At 62.0% G+C, this 2,735-nt stretch carries 2 protein-coding genes and 2 pseudogenes; 1 reads left to right on the top strand and 3 read right to left on the bottom strand.

The window, feature by feature from the left end; translation table 11 throughout:
* A pseudogene (locus APH30_RS26745) lies at positions 1 to 452 on the bottom strand (biotin synthase); the annotation flags it as partial.
* 100 nt (positions 453 to 552) lie between these two features.
* Positions 553 to 1,461, bottom strand: a complete 909-nt coding sequence (locus APH30_RS26740) for a LysR family transcriptional regulator (RefSeq protein ID WP_054914218.1) — start codon at positions 1,459 to 1,461, stop codon at positions 553 to 555.
* Between the two features lie 152 nt (positions 1,462 to 1,613).
* Here APH30_RS26740 and APH30_RS26735 point away from each other — a divergent pair, with 152 nt between their 5' ends.
* The gene (locus tag APH30_RS26735; RefSeq protein WP_054914217.1) at positions 1,614 to 2,477 is read left to right on the top strand and encodes a type 1 glutamine amidotransferase domain-containing protein; all 864 of its coding nucleotides are present in this window, start codon (positions 1,614 to 1,616) and stop codon (positions 2,475 to 2,477) included.
* Between the two features lie 61 nt (positions 2,478 to 2,538).
* Here APH30_RS26735 and APH30_RS26730 read toward each other — a convergent pair.
* Positions 2,539 to 2,735: pseudogene (locus APH30_RS26730) on the bottom strand (saccharopine dehydrogenase); the annotation flags it as partial.

The raw sequence follows: 2,735 nt of genomic DNA, 5'->3' as shown, positions 1-2,735 counted from the left end.
GGGTCGGCGTCGGGGATGGTCTTCAGGTGGATGTAGCCGCGGAAGTTGTGTTCTTCGCGCAACAGCCGGGCCACGCGAATCAGCTGCTCCATGGTGTAGTCCGCCGAACGGATGATGCCAGAGCTGAGGAACAGCCCGCTGATGCAGTTGCGCCGATAGAAATCCAAGGTCAGGCGCACCACCTCTTCCGGGCTGAAACGTGCCCGAGGCACGTTGCTGGAGCGGCGGTTGACACAGTACTGGCAGTCGTACAGGCAAAAATTGGTCAGCAGCACCTTCAGCAGCGACACGCAGCGGCCGTCGGGCGTATAGCTGTGACAAATACCCATGCCATTGGTAGCACCCAGGCCATCGCCACCGCGCGAATTGCGCTTGGGCGCGCCGCTGCTGGCGCAGGAAGCGTCGTACTTGGCAGCGTCGGCCAAAATACCGAGTTTGGCGATGAGTTGCATGGGGGCGTCTCGCTGTACTGAATATTCATACAGTATTTTGAGATCTTACGGATTGCAAGAAGTTGTTCGCCATACCCGACTACTTTCGTCGGAAACATCCCTATTGCTGGGCCACGGCCCACAGCTGCTGGCGAAGCCAGCGCCGCAAGGGGTCGGCATGGGTACGCGCATGCCAGATCTGCATCACCTCCACGGGCGGCAGCTCCAGCGGTAGCGGGAACATGCGCAGATCCTCGTCACGGTCGGTAGCCTCGAGGGCCAGCGAGCGCAGGCAGGTCAAAAGCAGGTCGGTACCCCGCAGCAAGCGCATGGGTGCGATGAAGCTGGACAGGCCAGCCACCACCCGGCGTTGCTTGCCCTGGCTGTGCAGGGCGCGATCAACCAGCCCATCAAGGTCACCGGTCAGGGTGGTGAGCAGATGGTCACTGGCCAGAAAGGTGTCCAGGTCCAGGCCGCTATCCAGGCCTGGATGGCTGCGCGAGGCAAGCACTACGAACTGCTCCCTGAGCAGCCGCTGCTGGTGGAAGGTGTCGGGCAGGTCGGTGTAAAAGCCGGCGACAGCCAGGTCACAGGTGCCTTTTTCCAGCGCTTCTCGGGGTAAAGCGCCCCGGGTGTTGTGTGTAACCAGCGTCAGGTTGGGCGCTTGGCTGCGCAGTATTGGTAACAGCCTGGGCAGCAGTGTCTGCTCCACATAATCCGTGCTGTACAGGTGTACGCGGGCAGGGCGGGCGAGAAACTCTTGCCCCTCGCAGCGTTCATAGAAGCCTTCCAGGCCCGCTACCAGGCGTTCTACCTCCGGCGCCAGCTCATGGGCCCGCGGTGTGGGGGTAAGCCCTCTGGGCGCACGCACGAACAGGGGGTCGCCAAGCTGGTCTCGCAACTTGCCGAGCTTGTGGCTGAGTGCAGGTTGGCTAAGCGCCATGCGTTGGGCGGCGAGCGTGGCGCTGCGCTCCTGGTAAAGCACATGGAACAGATAGAGCAGGTTCAAGTCCTTGTTGGCGATATTCATATTCCGAATGGCAGCCATGATCACTTTAGAATTATCGAATCATAGCCGCAGCGGTAGCATTCCCCCAGTGATGACTGACCCGCAGCTGCCCATTACACCCAGCGCTCCGCCACTTTGGTATTGCAGGCGCTTGCCTGATCAGGAGTTAACGCATGAAGAAGCCGACCACACTGGCGCTGGCAGTCACCGGCGCGTTGCTTGCCGGTGGTGCCCAATCGGCGCCCAAGGGCGAGGTACTGGTGCTGCTGTCCAGTGAACACCAGCTGCCGTTGCAGAACGGCGAACACTACGCCACCGGCTATTACCTCAATGAGTTCGGTGTGCCCGCCGACCAATTGCTCAAGGCTGACTACCGCCTGGTGCTGGTGACACCCAAGGGTAATGCCCCGCGTGTGGATCCGCGCTCGGTCGACCCGCAGTATTTCGCCGGTGATGCAACAGAGATGCGCCGGATTGAAAAGGTGGTGCAGGGGCTGCCAGACATCGGCAATACCCTGTCGGTGAAAGAAGTGCTGGCTGGCGACCTCGACCGCTATGCCGGGCTGTTCATCCCCGGCGGCCACGCGCCTTTGATCGACTTGGCCAATAACCCGGATGTCGGCACCTTGTTGCAGCATTTCCACCAGGCAGGCAAACCCACTGCGGCTATCTGCCACGGCCCAATCGCTTTGCTGTCGGCGCAGCAAGACCCGGTTGGCTACCAGGCCGCGCTGGCGCGTGGCGAGCGGGCGGCAGCCAGAGACTGGGTGTACCAGGGCTACAAGATGACTATCTTCTCTGACCCGGAGGAGCAGGTGTTCGAGCGTTCGCTCAACGACCAGCGCTTGTTGTTCTACCCGGCGAACGCGATGGCGATGGCCGGCGGCGACATGGGTTATGCCAAGCCCTGGCAACCGAATGTGGTGGTGGATCGCGAGTTGATTACCGGGCAGAACCCGTTCTCGGACAAGGCCCTGGCCAAGGCGTTGCTGGAAAAACTCGGTGAGCGCGCGAAGCTCACGGCCGAGGCCAACTGAAGCGCAAGCGGCCAGCCCAAGCAGAAGGGGCGCCACAGTGGCGCCCCTTCTTGTTTACCGCTTAGGCTTCAGCGTCCCAAGGACGATCACCTTTTTCATCCTTGACGCGGGTCGGCAGGCCCATCACGTCCAGCGCCTTGAGGAACGGCTCGGCTGGCAGCTCCTCGACGTTGACCATGCGTTTGGCATCCCACTCGCCACGGGCAACCAGCAGGGCCGCAGCCACGGGCGGTACGCCTGCGGTGTAGGAGATGCCCT

Source organism: Pseudomonas sp. NBRC 111127 (assembly GCF_001320345.1).
GTDB classification, from domain to species: domain Bacteria; phylum Pseudomonadota; class Gammaproteobacteria; order Pseudomonadales; family Pseudomonadaceae; genus Aquipseudomonas; species Aquipseudomonas juntendi.
This window is presented reverse-complemented; position numbering and strand designations above follow the sequence as displayed.